The organism is Sphingomonas sp. LC-1, assembly GCF_025371035.1.
GTDB lineage: Bacteria > Pseudomonadota > Alphaproteobacteria > Sphingomonadales > Sphingomonadaceae > Sphingomonas > Sphingomonas sanguinis_E.
In genome coordinates this window covers 77303-92796 of sequence record NZ_JANZXB010000010.1, presented here as the reverse complement: position 1 = coordinate 92796, position 15494 = coordinate 77303, and the positions used below count along the sequence as shown (strand labels likewise).

The window sequence follows — 15494 nt, the reverse complement described above, 5'->3', positions numbered from 1 at the left end:
AACCCGGGCCGGGCCGCGGTCGTTCCCGAAACCGCGCCGGTGTGGGCGCCCTGGTCAGGGCGCGGACGTCACCGGACCGATGCGTCCGACCAAGGGGCGTGGCCCCAGCCAGGCTTGGCGAAACCGCATCTGTCGGGGCGTCGGGCTTTGGCCCAGGCTCTCGTCAAGCAGGATTTCCTGGTTCGGATCGGCGACGAGGATCATCGTCGCCCGCCGCTCGCCGCCCCGCTGGCGATAGACGATGGACAGGCGGTCGCCCGGCTTGTGCGCGGCCAGCAAGGCGGTCCAGGCGGCGGCGTCCGCCACCGGGCGACCGTCGATGCTGACGATCACATCGCCCTTGTCCAGCCCGGCGTCATAGAGCGGCGTGCCCGGCGCGGTCGGGGCGACGATCGTCATGCCGTCATCCCCCTTGGCCGGGGTTCCGCCCGCCCAGGCGGCATCGGGGTGAACGGGGCGCAATGTCAGCCCGGCCTGCGCCAGCAGCGGCGCGAAATCGGGTAGAGCGCTGCCGATCACATATTGGGTGAAGAAGCGGTCGGCAAAGCCCTGATCCCCGGTAAGCTCCGCTAGGGCGATGCGCAGATCGTCGGGGCGATAGCTGCGCTCGGTCTTGCCATGGTTGCGCCAGAGCTGGCGCATATAATCGTCGAGCGTCAGCTTCGGAAAGGCCTGCCGTAGTTGCAGATCGAGCGCCAGGGCAAGGACCGCGCCATAGGGATAATAGGATTTGAAGATGTTGGGATTGGTCGGATCGATCGACTGGGCGGCATCGACGAAGGGCGCGCGCAGGCTCATTTCCTGCGGTCCGCCGTAACGACGCGCCGGGGTGATCAGCAGTGCGTTCAGCGTCGCCGACAGTTGCGCGATATAGTCGGCCAGCGGCATCTGCTCGGCGCGGACGACCGCCAGGGGCCCGTAATATTGGGTGAAGCCCTCGGCCAGCCAGAGCGAGGGCGTCGCATTGGCGCGGGTAAAGTCGAACGGCTCCAGCTCCGCAGGACGGATGCGTTCGACATTCCAGGCATGGAAGAATTCGTGGCTCAGCGTCTGGATCTGCGCGAACTTCGCGGCCGCCAGCGACTGCGGCATGCTGATCACCGTCGAGTTGCGATGCTCCATCCCGTCGCCGCTGATCTGCGGCATATAGTCGGCGAGGAAGGTATACGTGCCATAGTCATAGGGCGGTGCCTCGCCGAAGACCGCGATCTGCTGCGCCACGACCTTTCGCGCCATGGCGGCGAACCGGTCGAGATCGGCGGGGCTGCCGTCATGATGGGCCGTCAGGCGGATAGTGTAGCGCTGGGCGCCATCACCCACCGTCCAGCTCCTTATGTCCCAGGCGGACATCTCGACGGGGCTGTCCATGAAATATTGCAGGTCGCGCGCGGTGAAGACGGCGGGATCGTCGGTGGGCGCTAGCTGGGTCGCGATCTTCCATCCGGCGGCGGGGTGGAAACGGACGCGGATCGGCCGGTCGTCCTGCCCGGCGGCCCACATGAAGGTGGCGGGGATGTTCAGATGTGCATGGGTCGGGTCGATCTGCGCATAGGTGCCGTCGCCCCGATCGCCGAACAGCGTGTAGCGGACGGTGACGGTGCCGTCATGGGCGGGCACCGTCCAGCCATAGGGATCGGTGCGCGAGATGGTCAGCGGACGTCCGGCCCCGTCGATGGCGGACACCGAATAGACGTTCTTGGCGAACTCGTGCAGCGCGTAGCGACCCGGCGAGGAGCGCGCCATCTGGAAGCGGATGGGGGTGCGGCCCAACCCGCGATAGGTGACGCTGATCTGCGCCTCATGATGTTCCGGGCGGGGAAAGGCGATGTCATATTCGACCGCCGTCTTGGCGGACGCCTTGGGGGCCGGTTCCCGCGCCATCACCGGGGGTAGCGCTGTGCTCGCCAGCGCTCCCGCCAGCAGCCATGCCGCCGTCATCGCCCCTATGCGCATCCGCGAACCCTTCCTTGTCGATTGGAACGGGGACTTAAGCGAGGAGCGGCGACGCGGTCCACCGCTTTGTGACGTGCGGCGAGCCCATGGCGACACATCGGCGAATCACCGGGGCCGTTGCGCCGATGAGCGGCGTACGGACCGTCAGATGATTGATATGCCAGGAAAATCTGGAGGCGCGACCGGGAATCGAACCCGGGTGCAAGGATTTGCAGTCCTCTGCGTCACCACTCCGCCATCGCGCCTCGATGCGTGGGAGGCGGGCATGTGTGCGGTTTTTTGCGCCGCGTCAACAGGCAGTGCGCAGTCGTTTTAAAAAAGTACGCATTGTTCCCGTTTTGCCCTGCTGGCGTCGACCTGCCAAACAGGGGGGCTTTGCCGATCAGAGCGGACGAATTTCAATTTGCCGTTCAATCAGATATCAAGCGATAGCTGTCAGACAGCAGGTGCTGTTTCCGCGTGTTGGACTGCAGGCTTTGGGGCAATGCCATTGCCTCGGTATCGGGAGATTATGATGGAAGCCATGGTAACCAGCCTCACACGTCGCGCTCCCGTCATACTATACTTGGTGAGCGCTCGATTGCTGATTGGCAATGTCGCCGGATCAGTCATCGTGGCAAATTTGACGGCTAACCAAGCCCATGGTGTCATGGCGCCTGGCATGGTTTCGGCATTTGCAGGCGTTGCAACAAGCCAAATCGTTACTGGCATCATCGGTTCCTTTCAAAGCGCGGCTTGGCCATTTGCCGCCGCGGCCCTGATCCAGAGCATTCGGGAAAAATCGTCAATCTAAGGAATGGTGATCCTGCACTGAGGCCCTCTGTCGTCAAATCGGTGTGACGAATTCAATTTGCGGGAGGGGGGGGCGGAGAGCGAGGCGGACCGGGATCGTGTCACACAGGCACTCACCGCTCTCGATCATGGCTTGGCAAAGGACCGCCTCGATGCTCCCCGCCGCCTTGCGCGCCTCAATCTCGCCAAAAGCCTGTGCTGGGGTTACCAGTCCGCTTGGCGGGGGCGGAGCTGCGCGATAGAAGCGGCGGGAACCAATTTAGTGTATTGCACAACTAAAACGGCTGTGCGACAGGGATGGGCCATGATCATGACGACCAGCAATGACTCCTCGAATTTCGACGCGATGCGCCATTCCATGGTGGTGAGCCAGCTGCGCACCACCGCGGTCAGCGACCAGCGGGTCGTCGCCGCGATGGCGCGGGTGCCGCGTGAACTCTTCACGCCCGAGGCGCTGCGCCCCGTGGCATATCGCGACGGTACGCTGGACCTGAGCCATGGCCGCGCGATCAACCTGCCGATGGCGACGGGTCGTCTGCTGACCGAGGCTTATCTGGAGGCGGGCGACCGCGTTCTGCTGATCGGGGCGGCTACCGGCTATACCGCGACGCTGCTGGCGGACATCGTGGCCGAGGTCGTCGCGGTCGAGGAGCAAACCGAACTCGCTGCCACCGCCCGTGCCGTTCTGACGGGTGCGGGCAAGGTGACGCTGGTCGAGGGGCCGCTCAACGCCGGTCATGCCGCCGGCGCGCCCTATGACGTGCTCATCATCGACGGCGCGGTCGAGGACCTGCCCGCTGCCCTGGTCGAGCAGGTCAAGGTCGGTGGCCGTATCGTCACCGGTCTGGTCGAACATGGTGTCACCCGGCTGGCGAGTGGTCGCCGGACCGAGGGCGGCCACGGCGTCCGTGCCTTTGCCGATGCCGAATGCACCGTATTGCCGGGATTTGCCCGTCCTCGCGCCTTCCAATTCTGAGGGACCATGCGCCTGCACCCGACTTCCTGCCTCACCTCCGGTATTCTGATCGGCTCGGCCCTGTTGCTTGCCGGTTCGGCTTCGGCGGAGACGTTGCGCGAGGCGATGGTGCGGGCGTACCAGACCAACCCGACGATCACCGGTCAGCGCGCCGCCCAGCGCGCGACCGATGAGAATGTGCCGATCGCGCGGGCCAGCGGGCTGCCGTCGCTCCAGTCGACCGGGCAGTTCACCGACAATATCGTCGTCGCCAACAACAACTTCCTGAACCCCGAGCGTACGGCGACGGGCGCGCTGCAATTGTCGGTGCCGCTCTATCAGGGCGGGGCGGTCAAGAATGCCGTGCGCGCCGCCGAGACGCGGGTCGATGCGGGGCGCGCTCAGCTTCGCGGTGTGGAGGCGAACCTCTTCACCAATGTCGTCGCCGCCTATATGAACGTCATCCGTGACGAGGCGATCGTCAATCTCAACACCCGCAACGTCAATGTGCTGGAGACGAACCTCCGCGCCTCGCGCGATCGGTTCCAGGTGGGTGACCTGACCCGTACCGATGTGGCGCAGTCGGAGGCGCGGCTGGCACAGGCGCGGGCGCAGCTTCAATCGGCGCAGGCCAATCTGATCTCCAGCCGCGAGAATTACGTCAACATCGTCGGCGTAGCCCCGGTGGGACTGGAGCAGCCGCCCGCTCTGCCCAGCTTGCCCGCCTCGCCCAACGCGGCGGTCGGCGTCGCGCTGGATCAGAATCCGCAGTTGATCGCCGCCCGCCGCGCGGCGGACGCCACCCGCTATGACATCAACGTCGCCCGCGCCAACCGGCTGCCGCGCGTGTCGGCGGTGTCGAGCGGCAACTACTTCAACTATCTGGGGTCGTTGAACGTCGCCGGTGTCCCCGCCTCCGGCGTCAATGCGACGGTCGGTGCCCAGTTGACCATGCCGCTGTTCCAGGGCGGTCGCCCGGCGGCGCAGGTCCGTCAGGCCGAGGCCTTGCGCGGACAGGCGCTGGAGAATGCTACCGCGACCGAGCGGCAGGTGGTGGCGCAGGTCCGCTCCGCCTATGCCGTCTGGCAATCCTCTCAGGAGGTGATCCAATCGGCCGAATCGGCAGTGCGCGCCAACTCGCTGTCGCTGGAGGGCGTGCGGGCCGAAAACAGCGTCGGCACGCGCACCGTTCTCGATATTCTGAATGCCGAGCAGGAATTGCTTAACAGCCAGGTGACGCTGGTGACGGCGCGGCGTGACGCCTATGTCGCGGGCTTCGCGCTGATCGCCGCCATGGGCAATGCCGAGGCGCGCGACCTAGGGCTGGATGGCGGTTCGCTCTATGATCCGGTCGCCAACTACAACCGCGTTCGCAACAAGATCAACGATTGGGGCGGCGATGGCGAACCCGCGCCGGTCGCCAGCAGCACCGCCGCGACCCCGGCCCAGACGGCGGCGATCACGCGTCCGCTCGACGCCGACGTCAACGCCCCTGTTGACAGAAGCCCCGCATTAACCACAGGTGCATCGTCACCGAACCGGCAATGATGCCGGGCAGGGGGCCTTGGGGGGCTTCAATGGGGATTGCGGTCATGGGTGAAGTCAGCGCCGAGCCGTCGATGGAGGAAATCCTGTCCTCGATCAAACGGATCATTGCCGAAGAGGGAGAGGTGCCCGCGCGTCAGCGTCGCCAGCCGCGCCCCGTGCCTTCGCCGGTCGATGAAGATGATTCGCCCGAGGTTCTGGAGCTTAGCGACCCGATGCCGCTGCGCATGAAGGTCGAGGCCGCGGCCGCCCGCGCCGCCGAATCGGCGCTGCGTCCGGCGGTCGAGGCGGCGATGGCTCCTGCGCCCGAACCGGTCGCGCAGGCACCGGCGCCCGTGCCCGCCCCGGCGGCTCCGCCGGTGTCGCGGGGCGAGGCGCCGTCCGTCGACGAAAGCGAAGAGGCGATCGTTTCGCCTCGTGCGGCTCAGGCCAGCCGTGGTTCCCTGGAGGCGCTCAGCCGCATGATGGTCAAGCCCGAACCGAGCAGCGACGGCACCCTGGAAGGGCTGGTTCGCGACATGCTGCGTCCGATGCTGCGCGATTGGCTGGATGCGAACCTGCCCGAGATGGTCGAGGCGATGGTCGCCAAGGAAATCGCCCGGATCACCCGCGAGGGGCGCTGAGTCTTTTTCGGGGGATGCGCCTCGACGCGTCCCCTGTAATGCGCGGAATTTGGTAACGTGATCGACATGTTGGCGGAACCGCGTGCGCTCCGCTTGGTTCGGTGGTCATGACCGCCACGCCAGAGACGCCCGATGCCGACAAGTCGACGCGCTCTTACGTGTCGTCCCCGCCAATTTCCGATTCGCGCCAGCCGCATTCGGGACAGTCGGACATCTTCTTCGCGGCGGTGAAGACCACGCGGATGCCGATGATCGTCACCGATCCGCGTCAGCCCGACAATCCGATCGTCTTCTGCAACGAAGCCTTCAGCTTCATGACCGGCTATTCCGAGGATGAAATCCTCGGCACCAACTGCCGGTTTCTGCAAGGACCAGAGACCGACCGTGACGTGGTGGCACAAGTCCGCGCCGCGATCGAGCGGCGGGACGAGATCGCGGTCGAACTGCTCAATTATCGCAAGAACGGGTCGACCTTCTGGAACGCGTTGTTCGTGTCGCCCGTCTATGACGACGCGGGGCAGCTCGTGTATTTCTTCAGCAGCCAGCTCGACATTTCGCGCCGCCGTGAGGCGGAAGATGCGCTGCACGAAGCACAGAAGATGGAGGCGGTCGGCAAGCTGACCGGCGGCATCGCGCATGATTTCAACAATCTGCTGCAAGTCATCATCGGCTATTCAGACATATTGGAGGCGCGGGTCGATCAGGGCGACCGGAGCGGGCGTCGCGCGGTCGAGGCAATTGCGGCGGCGGCCGCGCGTGGCGCGACGCTGACCCAGCAATTGCTTGCCTTCGCCCGTAAACAGGAGTTGCGCGACCGACTGCTCAACTTCAACCAGTTGATCGAGGATTTCCGCCCGATCCTGAAGCGGACGGCGGGTGACGGCGTCACCGTAAACCATCGGCTGGAAGAGAATCTCTGGAACTGCCGGATCGACCCGGTGCAGGCGGAGATGGCGTTGCTCAACATCCTGACCAACGCGCGCGAGGCGATCCAGCGTGGCGGCGGACAGGGGCGGATCGATATTTCCACCCGCAACGTCATCCGCACCGGCGACGAAACCGATGGTCCCGTCAATCTCGATCCCGGCGAATATGTGCAGGTGCGCATCGCCGACGATGGTCCGGGAATCGATCCGGCGATCGTCGACAAGATCTTCGACCCCTTCTTCACCACGAAGGAGATGGGGAAGGGAGCGGGGCTGGGACTCGCCATGGTCTATGGCTTCATGCGCCAGTCGGGTGGCCTGGCGACGGCCGAGCCGATCGGGGAAGGTCAGGGGAGCGCGGTATCGCTTTATTTCCCTCGCGCCGCCGGGGTGACCGAACGCCGGGCTTTGCCGGTCGGACCGGCGCGCAGCGGCGGCGCCGAACGCGTCCTGATGGTCGAGGATCAGGAGGATGTCGGTGATCTGGGCAAGGCGATGCTGGAGCAGCTCGGCTATGATGTCGTCCTGACCCGCAGCGCGCGCGAGGCATTAGATCATCTGGCGAAGGACGGCGACTTTTCGCTGTTGTTCACCGACATATTGATGCCCGGCGGCATGAACGGCGTCGCTCTAGCGCAGGCGGTTCGGCGCGATTATCCGAGGCTGAGCGTCCTGCTGACCACGGGCTACGCCGACGAAGCGATCGATGAGGGCGCGCGATCGTATGAATTGATCCGCAAACCCTATCGCCGGGCGGAATTGAACGAGCGGATACGCGCGGTGCTCGACCGGCCGGGTGCGCGTACCTGATAGCATCTGGCGCAAGCGGGCGCGGCTGATTAAGGCAGCGGCATGACTGAGCTGCCCAAGACGTTCGACCCCGCCGCAATCGAAGCCCGCTGGTATGGCCATTGGGAGGAAAAGGGCCTTTTCCGCCCCGACCGCCCGAATGCCGAGCCCTGGACGATCGTCAACCCGCCGCCCAACGTCACCGGCAACCTGCATATCGGCCATGCGCTCGACAACACGCTGCAGGATATTCTCGTCCGCCATGCCCGGCTGAAGGGCAAGGACGCGCTGTGGGTGGTCGGCACCGACCATGCGGGCATCGCGACCCAGATGGTGGTCGAGCGCCAGATGAACGCGAAGGGGCAGAAGCGGACCGACTTTACCCGCGACCAGTTCCTCGAAAAGGTCTGGACCTGGAAGGCGGAGAGCGGCGGCCAGATCACCGGTCAGCTGCGCCGCCTGGGCTGCTCGATGGACTGGGCCAATGAGCGCTTCACCATGGACGAGGGCTTCAGCAAGGCGGTGCTGAAGGTGTTCGTCGACCTGTACCGTCAGGGCCTGCTCTACCGCGACAAGCGGCTGGTCAACTGGGACGCCGGGCTCGGCACTGCGATCAGCGACCTGGAGGTCGAGACGCGCGAAGTGAAGGGCAGCTTCTGGCGCCTGCGCTATCCGCTCGCCGACGGTTCGGGCTTTATCGAGGTCGCGACGACCCGGCCGGAGACGATGCTCGCCGATATGGCGGTCGCGGTGCACCCGGACGATGCGCGCTACACCGCGCTGATCGGCAAGCAGGTCCGTCTGCCGATCACCGGCCGCCTGATCCCGATCGTCGCCGACGAACATGCCGACCCCGAACTGGGATCGGGCGCGGTCAAGATCACGCCCGGCCATGACTTCAACGATTTCGAGGTCGGCCGCCGCGCCGGGATCGAAGCGCGCGACATGCTCAACATGCTCGATGCCAAGGCGTGCATCGTCCAGACGTCGGATGGCCTGATCCCCGACGCGTTCCTGGGCCTGTCGACCGCCGAGGCGCGCAAGGCCGTCGTCGCGCGGCTGAAGGATGAGGGCGTCCTGATCCCGCATATCGACAAGGACGGCGAGGAGCATGACGCCGAGCCGCGCACGATCCAGACCCCGTTCGGCGACCGCTCCGGCGTGGTGATCGAGCCGTGGCTGACCGACCAATGGTATGTCGATGCCAAGACGCTGGCCCAGCCCGCGATCCAGGCGGTGCGCGGCGGCGATATCAAGATCGTGCCGCAGGCATGGGAGAAGACCTTCTTCAACTGGATGGAGAATATCCAGCCCTGGTGCGTCAGCCGCCAGCTCTGGTGGGGCCACCAGATCCCGGCCTGGTTCGCCGAAGACGGCCGCGTGTTCGTCGCCGAGAGCGAGGAAGAGGCGCAGGCGGAAGCGGGGGAGGGCGTCACCCTGACCCGCGACCCGGACGTGCTCGACACCTGGTTCTCTTCGGCGCTGTGGCCGTTCGCGACGCTCGGCTGGCCGGACAATGGCGACAAGACGCTGGCGGGGCGCTACCCGAATGACGTCCTGATTTCCGGCTTCGACATCCTGTTCTTCTGGGACGCGCGGATGATGATGCAGGGCATGCACTTCATGGAAGATGTGCCCTTCAAGACCCTGTATCTGCACGGTCTTGTTCGCGCCGCCGACGGCTCGAAAATGTCGAAGTCGAAGGGCAACACAGTCGATCCGCTGGGCCTGATTGACCAGTACGGTGCCGACGCGCTGCGCTTCTTCATGGCGGCGATGGAGAGCCAGGGCCGCGACATCAAGATGGATGAACGCCGCGTCGAGGGCTATCGCAACTTCGCGACCAAGCTGTGGAACGCGGCGCGCTTCGCCCAGGCCAACGGCATTGGCGCATCCGCCACGCTGGAAGCCCCGAACGCCACGCTGGCGGTCAACAAGTGGATCATCGCCGAAACAGTGAAGACGGTTCAGGCCGTCGACCTCGCACTGGCCGATTACCGTTTCGACGGGGCGGCGAACGCGATCTACCAGTTTGTCTGGAGCCGCTTCTGCGACTGGTATCTCGAACTCATCAAGCCGGTGCTTCAGGGCGGTGAAGCAGGTGGCGAGGAAACGCGTGCGGTCGCGGGCTGGGTGCTCGACCAGATATTGGTGATGCTCCACCCGTTCATGCCCTTCATCACCGAGGAATTGTGGCATGCCATGGGTGCGCGCGATCACGACCTGATCGTGGCGCATTGGCCGATGGCGGACGCCCGCGCGCTCGACCCGGAGGCCGAGCGTGAGATCGACTGGCTGATCCGCCTGGTCAGCGAAATCCGTGCGGCGCGCACCGAACTCAACGTGCCGCCGGGCGCGCGTCTGCCGATGCATGTCCGCGACGTCCATGCCGATACCAAGGAGCGGCTGGTGCGACAGGCGGGTGCGCTGGCGCGTCTCGCCCGCGTCGAGGCGGCCGAGGGCGAAGCAACCGGTGGCGCGGCGCAGGTGGTGGTGGACGAGGCGACCTTCGTCCTGCCGCTGGAGGGCGTGATCGATCTCGACGCGGAACGCCAGCGTCTGACCAAGGCGATTGCGGCGGTCGAGAAGGAACGCGATGCGCTAGGCGGTCGGTTGGGCAATGCCAGCTTTGTCGAGCGGGCCAAGCCCGAAGCGGTGGAAAAGGCGCGTGCGGATCACGCCGACAAGATGGCCGAGGCAGCGCGCCTGCACGCCGCGCTGGGCCGGTTGGGCTGACCCTCTGACCCTCCCTGTGCGAAGCGCGGGGAGGGGATAGTAATCTCTCCCCAGGCGTGGCTTGGGGAGAGAGCGTACTTACCCCTGCTCCCCCAATCGCCGCAGCCGCCGGATACGCGGCTCGCGCTGGAGTTGCGCCTCGCGCCGGATGACCTGGCGGAGTTCGTCACGCTTTTCGTGGATCGACGCGATCACCGGCCCCATTGCAACGCCCAGATCGACCAGCACCGCCTCCGACAATTGCAGTGAGCTTTCCAGCGTTTCGGGCACGGCCTCGCTGACCCCCGCGCGATAGAGTTCGGTGGCATGCGCCATGTCGCGTGCACGGGCGATGATCGGCAGGTCGGGCGCCGCCTCGCGGATGCGGCGCGCCAGCCGTACGGTCAGCACCGGATCGTCCATCGTCAGGATCAGCGCGCGGGCGGCGGGCAGGTTCAGCCGATCGACCAACTCGGCCCGCGCGACGTCGCCGAACAGCACCGGATAGCCCGCCCGCCGGGCATCGCTGACCGAGTCGATGTCGGCCTCGACCGCGACATAGGATTGGCCATGGACCGTCAGCATGTCGGCGATCATCTTGCCGACGCGACCAAAGCCGATGATGACGGTCCGCCCGGCATCATCCTCCAACTCGGGCGTGCCAGGCCCATCGGCGCTGCGCGCCTCGATCCGGCGGGAGATGACGCGGCCCGCCTTGGCGAGCAAAGGCGTGATGGTCAGACCGATCGCGGTGACGGTCTGCCAGAAAGCCGCGGTCGAGGGCAGGATCAACTGTGCCTGCGCGGCGGTGCCGAGGACGATCAGCGTGGTCTCCGAGGGGCTGCCCATCAGCAGTCCCGTCTCCGCTGCCACCCCGCGGCGGGCATGGGCGACACGCAGCAGCAGATAGGTGACGATCGCCTTCACCGCGACCACGCCGACCACAGCAAGCAGCAGCATGTCCCAATTCTTCGCGATCAGCCGCAGGTCCAGGCTCATGCCCACGGTGATCAGGAATACGCCCAGGGCTAGCCCCTTGAACGGGGCGGTCATCACTTCGACCTCGGAATGATATTCGGTTTCGGCGATCAACAGCCCGGCGAGCAGCGCGCCGACGATCGGCGACAGGCCCGCCGCCGTGGTCGCGACGCTGGCGACGATCACCACCAGCAAAGAGGCCGCGAGGAACAGTTCCGGGCTCTTGGTTCGTGCCGCCTGGGCGAACAGGCGGGGCAGGACGAATTTGCCGCCCAGATACATCGCCACCACGGTCAAGCCGCCGCGCAGGGCGACGCCAGCAATGCCGACCCAGCCTTCGTCGGTCGCGGTCGGAGCCATCGCGCCCAGCGCGAAGATGATCGGGACGAGCGCTAGATCCTCGAACAACAGCATCGCGAACGCGCCGCGTCCCACTGGACTGGTCGTTCCGACCAGCGGCAGCACCAGCGCCGTCGATGACAGCGTCAGCGCCAGCCCCAGCCCGATCGCACCCGCCCAGCCTTGCCCCATCAGGTGGAGTGCGGAGCCGATCAACACGGCCGAGCCCAGCAGTTCCGCCGCGCCGGTTCCGAACACCAGCCGCCGCATCGCCCATAGCCGTCGAAAAGATAGCTCCAAGCCGATGGAAAACAGCAACAATATGATGCCGAATTCGGCAAAGGGCTCGATCGACTCCGGGTTGGAGATGGTCAGATAATAGAGCCAGGGCGCATGGGGCACCAGTGAACCGAGCCCCGCAGGGCCGACAAGCAACCCCACCAGAATGAACCCGATGACCGGACTGACCCGAAACCGGGCGAAGGCCGGGATGACGATGCCCGCCGAACCGAGGATGACGAGCGCGTCGGAGAAACCCTGATTGTCGAGCCGTAATGCCATGAGGACAGACTAACCCGGCTTTGACGCACTTGTCAGGTCGATAATCGGGCGAAGCGGTGATGGGACGATCGGTCCACTGACGGCGTGGGCTCGGCGTCGGTAAGGGGCAGCGATGATCGATCGTCGTTTTTCCGTGGCATGGCCCCTGTTGTCCTTACTGGCGCTGGCGGGGTGCGGCGATGATGGTCGGGCGGAGCGGTTGAAGAAGGCCGGGCCAAACCCTTCTCTGGGCGCGCTGATGCGGGTCGCGGATGCGGACGCGGGGGCGCGGACCTTTGGGCAGTGCTTGGCCTGTCATACGATCGGCAAGGGCGAACTCGATCGCGCCGGGCCCAATCTCCATGGCATCATGGGGAAGCCGGTGGCGGGCGGCAGCGAACGCTTCGGCTATACCGCCGCGCTGATGCGGGTTGGCGGCCATTGGGACCGGGCCACGATGGACCGATGGCTCGCCTCGCCGCAACGTTTCGCACCGGGAACCAGGATGACCTTCGCGGGCTTGCCCGATCCCCTCGCCCGGGCGGACGTGATCGCCTATCTGGAGCGCGAGGGCGGCGCCAGATAGGTGAGCATATCAGACGTCGGCGAAGGCGTTGGAATTCAGCCTTCCATCGTTGTGTAGGAAATAGGGGCGCGCAGTCGCTGGCTCATTCATGTAAGGCGGCTTTCGTACGGCCAGAATCAGGCTTTCGTCATAACGACTGATACAAACTCGATTGCCCTGGTTACCGCCCAAAATGTGAAGATGCGTTTCATCTTCGCCGACATACAGTCCGACATGGCCGCCCAGGCCTCGCTTGAACACGATGATGTCACCTAAGTCGGGCTGAGCGCTATCCGTGCCGAATTTGGTCCAATTGCGCGCCCATAGCGGCTTGGCGGGCGGGGTTTTGGCCGCGCGTTTGGCGATATAGGCCATGGTTAATCCACACCACGGTGTCTCGTCGGTTTTGTAGGTTCTAGCGACATCGCCACCAACTTCCTGAGCCCAGTCCAGAATGACGGGATTACTTGCCGGCCCGAGTTTCTCTCTGACGTCCCAAATTTTCAATGCTTCGGACACCATCCGCGGCAAGGTGCCAATAGTGGTCAACCAGCTGTAATTTCCCAGATCCATTCGATGTCTCCCGATCGAGCGATACGCAAAAAGACCCGGGAGGCATGCCCCCCGGGTCCAGATTGCGCGCGCTGCGGTCGGTCGCCTATCGGTGACCGGACCGAAACGGACCTTACTGCCAGTTGCCCATTTCGGTTTCGAGGTTGACGCGGATCGCCTCGAAGAACTGTTCGGTGGTCATCCAGGGCTGGTCCGGACCGATCAGGATGGCGAGATCCTTGGTCATCTGACCGTTCTCGACGGTCTTGACGCAGACCTTTTCCAGCGTCTCGGCGAAGCGCACGACGTCGGGGGTGTTGTCGAACTTGCCGCGATACTTCAGGCCGCCGGTCCAGGCGAAAATAGAGGCGATCGGGTTGGTCGAGGTCGCCTTGCCCTGCTGGTGCTGGCGATAGTGACGGGTCACGGTGCCGTGCGCGGCTTCCGCTTCGATCGTCTTGCCGTCCGGGGTCATCAGGACGGAGGTCATCAGGCCCAGCGAGCCGAAGCCCTGTGCGACGGTGTCCGACTGCACGTCGCCGTCATAGTTCTTGCAGGCCCAGACGAACTCACCATGCCACTTCAGCGCGGAGGCGACCATGTCGTCGATCAGGCGGTGCTGATATTCGATCCCCGCCGCCTTGAACTGTTCGGCGAACTCGGTGTCGAACACCTCCTGGAAGATGTCCTTGAAGCGGCCGTCATAGGCCTTCAGGATCGTGTTCTTGGTCGACAGATAGACCGGCCAGCCGCGACCCAGGCCATAGTTCATCGAGGCGCGGGCGAAATCGCGGATCGAATCGTCAAGATTGTACATGCCCATGGCGACGCCGGCGCTGGGGAAGTTGAACACCTCCTCCTCGATCGTCTCGCCATTCTCGCCTTCCCACTTCATGGTCAGCTTGCCCTTGCCGGGCACCTTGAAGTCGGTGGCCTTATACTGGTCGCCGAATGCGTGACGGCCGACGACGATCGGGTGGGTCCAGCCGGGGACCAGGCGCGGGACGTTCTTGATGACGATCGGCTCGCGGAACACCACGCCGCCCAGGATGTTGCGGATCGTGCCGTTGGGCGACTTCCACATCTTCTTCAGGCCGAATTCCTCGACGCGCTGTTCGTCGGGGGTGATGGTCGCGCACTTGATGGCGACGCCATACTTCTGGGTCGCATGGGCGCTGTCGATCGTCACCTGGTCGCTGGTGGCGTCGCGATTCTGAACCGACAGGTCGAAATAAGCGAGATCGATGTCGAGATACGGCTTGATCAGGCGTTCGCGAATCCATTCCCAGATGATCCGGGTCATTTCATCGCCATCGATCTCCACGATGGGCGTGTTCACCTTGATCTTCGCCATATGCACATCCTTCAGATTGGGCAGGTTTGAGATGCGTCTAGGGGAGGGGGCGCGGCGGATCAACCACCCCTGGCAAGAGACGAAAGGGCCGAGGCGAACCGAAAAGATTGTGCGATGGCCGGTGGACAGGTAGACAGGCCTAATGCCTTCGCTTGAAAAGCCTCCCATCGCGACCACCACCGTCAAGTGGCGCTTTCCCGCCGTCCATCCCGAAGGGCGCAAATATGTGCTGATCGGGGCGGGCCTGACCATCATCGCCACGCTGATCACGAAGGTGCTGTTCTGGCCGTTCGTCGGCCTGTGCATCTGGATCGCCGCCTTTTTCCGCGATCCTATCCGGACCACGCCGCAGGGCGACGACCTGATCGTCGCGCCCGCCGATGGTCTGGTGACGATGATCCAGCGCGTTCCGATCCCGCGCGAATTGGTCGGCGAACTAGGCGAGGCGCCGCTGGTCCGGGTGTCGATCTTCATGTCGGTGTTCGACGTGCACATCAATCGCACGCCGGTCGCAGGGGTCATCCGCCAGGTCGTCTATATCTCGGGCAAGTTCCTGAACGCCGATCTGGACAAGGCGTCGGACGAGAATGAACGCCAGCATTTCGTGGTCGAGGGGCGCGATGGCCGCAAGATCGGTTTTACCCAGATTGCAGGTCTTGTAGCGCGTCGTATCGTCGGCTTCGTGAAGCCGGGGGACATGGTTGCCGCAGGGCAGCGTGTGGGTCTGATCCGCTTCGGCAGTCGTGTCGATGTCTATCTGCCCGATGATGTTACCCCGCAAGTGTGCCTGGGTCAACGTTCGGTCGCGGGGGAAACCGTACTGGGCCGCGTTGGCGGCAAGCCGATGAGCGGCATCGCGCAGTAAGTC

The 15494-nt window shown here is 64.8% G+C and carries 12 protein-coding genes and 1 tRNA gene; 8 read left to right on the top strand and 5 right to left on the bottom strand.

Features of this window, described 5'->3' with window-relative positions; genetic code table 11:
• Positions 1-54: 54 nt before the first annotated feature.
• Together NZL82_RS14515 and NZL82_RS14510 are read right to left on the bottom strand one after the other, a co-directional pair.
• Positions 55-1938: a M61 family metallopeptidase gene (locus NZL82_RS14515; RefSeq protein WP_261270466.1), complete on the bottom strand. Its 1884-nt coding sequence runs from the start codon at positions 1936-1938 to the stop codon at positions 55-57.
• Between the two features lie 186 nt (positions 1939-2124).
• Positions 2125-2198, bottom strand: a tRNA-Cys gene (locus NZL82_RS14510).
• A gap of 269 nt (positions 2199-2467) precedes the next feature.
• Here NZL82_RS14510 and NZL82_RS14505 point away from each other — a divergent pair.
• The 6 genes from NZL82_RS14505 (at position 2468) to NZL82_RS14480 (ending at position 10319) form a co-directional block, all read left to right on the top strand.
• A complete protein-coding gene (locus tag NZL82_RS14505) occupies positions 2468-2746 on the top strand; it encodes a hypothetical protein (RefSeq protein WP_261270465.1) in 279 nt (92 codons plus the stop codon).
• 309 nt (positions 2747-3055) lie between these two features.
• Positions 3056-3721 (top strand): protein-L-isoaspartate O-methyltransferase, encoded by a 666-nt coding sequence (locus tag NZL82_RS14500; protein ID WP_261270464.1) that lies wholly within the window; start codon positions 3056-3058, stop codon positions 3719-3721.
• 6 nt (positions 3722-3727) lie between these two features.
• Positions 3728-5248 carry a TolC family outer membrane protein gene (locus tag NZL82_RS14495; protein ID WP_261270463.1) on the top strand — a complete coding sequence of 507 codons (1521 nt, stop codon included), beginning with the start codon at positions 3728-3730 and terminating at the stop codon, positions 5246-5248.
• 44 nt (positions 5249-5292) lie between these two features.
• Positions 5293-5868, top strand: coding sequence for a DUF2497 domain-containing protein (locus NZL82_RS14490; RefSeq protein ID WP_261270462.1), 576 nt, complete (start codon positions 5293-5295; stop codon positions 5866-5868).
• A gap of 107 nt (positions 5869-5975) precedes the next feature.
• Entirely contained in the window at positions 5976-7604 is a 1629-nt protein-coding gene (locus NZL82_RS14485) for a histidine kinase famiy protein (protein ID WP_261270461.1), read from the top strand.
• A gap of 42 nt (positions 7605-7646) precedes the next feature.
• A complete protein-coding gene (locus NZL82_RS14480) occupies positions 7647-10319 on the top strand; it encodes a valine--tRNA ligase (RefSeq protein WP_261270460.1) in 2673 nt (890 codons plus the stop codon).
• A 78-nt stretch (positions 10320-10397) separates the two neighbouring features.
• On the opposite strand, the gene NZL82_RS14475 is transcribed toward NZL82_RS14480, so the two are convergent.
• Entirely contained in the window at positions 10398-12176 is a 1779-nt protein-coding gene (locus NZL82_RS14475; RefSeq protein WP_261270459.1) for a cation:proton antiporter, read from the bottom strand.
• Between the two features lie 112 nt (positions 12177-12288).
• On the opposite strand from NZL82_RS14475, the gene NZL82_RS14470 reads away from it, so the two are divergent.
• A complete protein-coding gene (locus tag NZL82_RS14470) occupies positions 12289-12741 on the top strand; it encodes a cytochrome c family protein (protein ID WP_261270458.1) in 453 nt (150 codons plus the stop codon).
• A gap of 9 nt (positions 12742-12750) precedes the next feature.
• On the opposite strand, the gene NZL82_RS14465 is transcribed toward NZL82_RS14470, so the two are convergent.
• Both NZL82_RS14465 and NZL82_RS14460 read right to left on the bottom strand, forming a co-directional pair.
• Positions 12751-13293 carry a TIGR02594 family protein gene (locus NZL82_RS14465; protein ID WP_261270457.1) on the bottom strand — a complete coding sequence of 181 codons (543 nt, stop codon included), beginning with the start codon at positions 13291-13293 and terminating at the stop codon, positions 12751-12753.
• Positions 13294-13405: 112 nt separating this feature from the next.
• Positions 13406-14626: an NADP-dependent isocitrate dehydrogenase gene (locus NZL82_RS14460; protein WP_261270456.1), complete on the bottom strand. Its 1221-nt coding sequence runs from the start codon at positions 14624-14626 to the stop codon at positions 13406-13408.
• A gap of 142 nt (positions 14627-14768) precedes the next feature.
• Between NZL82_RS14460 and NZL82_RS14455 the strand changes: the two genes are divergently transcribed.
• Positions 14769-15491: a phosphatidylserine decarboxylase gene (locus tag NZL82_RS14455; RefSeq protein ID WP_261270455.1), complete on the top strand. Its 723-nt coding sequence runs from the start codon at positions 14769-14771 to the stop codon at positions 15489-15491.
• Positions 15492-15494 lie beyond the last annotated feature (3 nt).